General features: G+C 54.7%; 1 protein-coding gene and 1 other annotated feature. The gene reads right to left on the reverse strand.

The features are described from left to right. Positions 1-119 precede the first annotated feature (119 nt). Positions 120-1,336 (reverse strand): IS3 family transposase gene (locus MOY_RS16480; RefSeq protein ID WP_105208836.1). Its coding sequence is split into 2 segments (ribosomal slippage): positions 120-1,051 and positions 1,051-1,336, totalling 1,218 coding nucleotides; the frame shifts between segments, so codons are not numbered across the junction. After that, positions 945-1,061 (reverse strand) — a sequence feature (AL1L pseudoknot). Its footprint overlaps the gene before it by 117 nt. Positions 1,337-1,440: the final 104 nt, after the last annotated feature.

Consider the following 1,440-nt stretch of genomic DNA (forward strand, 5'->3'; position numbering starts at 1 on the left):
GCAATTCGCGCAGCTACCCGCAAGCACCTCTCGCTGCAATGCCTCGCTATCTAGCCCCCGTACCAAACAGCACGCAACACTGAACCGCCCCGGTTATTCCGGAGACCGGTTTGTTTGAGTCAGGCAGCTTCACCCGACTCCTCCAGTTGACGATAATACGTCCTTTCTCGTTCTGCTGGTGGAACGTTTCCGATGGGTTCCAGTAGTCGGCGATTGTTGAACCAGTCAACCCACTCCAGCGTGGCATACTCAACGGCACCCAGCCCTCTCCATGGGCCACGATGATGGATCACCTCCGTTTTGAACAAGCCGATTATGGTCTCGGCCAGCGCATTGTCGTAGGAGTCGCCGGTGGTGCCGACTGAGGCATTGATACCCTCGTCAGCCATACGCTCGGTGTAGCGGATCGAGAGATATTGGCTTCCCCTATCACTATGGTGGATCAACCCTTGTCTGTGTTTTCGTGCCCACAGAGCTTGCTCCAGAGCGTCCAGCACCAGTGCCGTTTTCATCGACGTCGCTACACGCCAACCCACGATACAGCGTGCATAAACATCGATAACGAAAGCAACGTAAACGAAGCCAGACCAGGTAGCGACATACGTAAAATCGGCCACCCAAAGCTGATTAGGACGCATGGCCGTAAAGTCGCGTTTCACTAAATCAGGTGCTCGTTTCTGGCCGGGATCACTGATCGTCGTGAAAGGGCGTTGGCCTCGCACTACGCCGCGAATTCCCAGGCGTCGCATGAGTCGTTCTACGGTGCAGCGAGCAATATTAACGCCCTCACGGCGGAGTTGCCGCCAGACCTTACGAGCACCGTAGACGCAGAAATTTTCTTCCCACACTCGCTGAATCTCAGCGGTAAGAAGCGCATCCTGCCGATATCGATCTGCCCGCCGCTCAGGATCGGTCTCAAGTGCCTTGTGGTGGTAATACGTCGATGGGGCGATTGGCAGCTGGCTACAAATCGACTCGACCCCGAACTGAGCACGATGCTCGTCGATAAATGACACCATCAGTTGGGTTTGCGGTCGAGCTCCGCCTGGGCGAAAAAAGCAGCCGCCTTACGGAGAATTTCATTGGCGCGCTTCAATTCGACGTTTTCACGCTCTAGCTGCTTGAGTCGTTCATTTTCAGGCAGGTTAACCGAGCTATCTTCCTGCATGAGTTCTGAGCGTTTGCACCAGGCTCTTAAGGTCTCTGGTGTACAGCCAAACTTGCTGGCAATGGAGCAGATCGCCGCCCACTTGGACGGGTATTCGCCTTGCTGTTCAAGGACTAATCGAACAGCTCGCTCCCGGACTTCTGGGGAATATCGTTTTGGTGAGTTCATAACTCCATCCTCTCAAGATATGGAGTCTCCGGTAAAGCCGGGGCGGTTCAGCCCACGTTCAAGCGCGCCCTTTCCTGCTGTTCTGTATTGTGCAGTTTCTATTA

Origin of the sequence: Halomonas sp. GFAJ-1, assembly GCF_000236625.2 — a bacterium.
GTDB lineage: Bacteria > Pseudomonadota > Gammaproteobacteria > Pseudomonadales > Halomonadaceae > Vreelandella.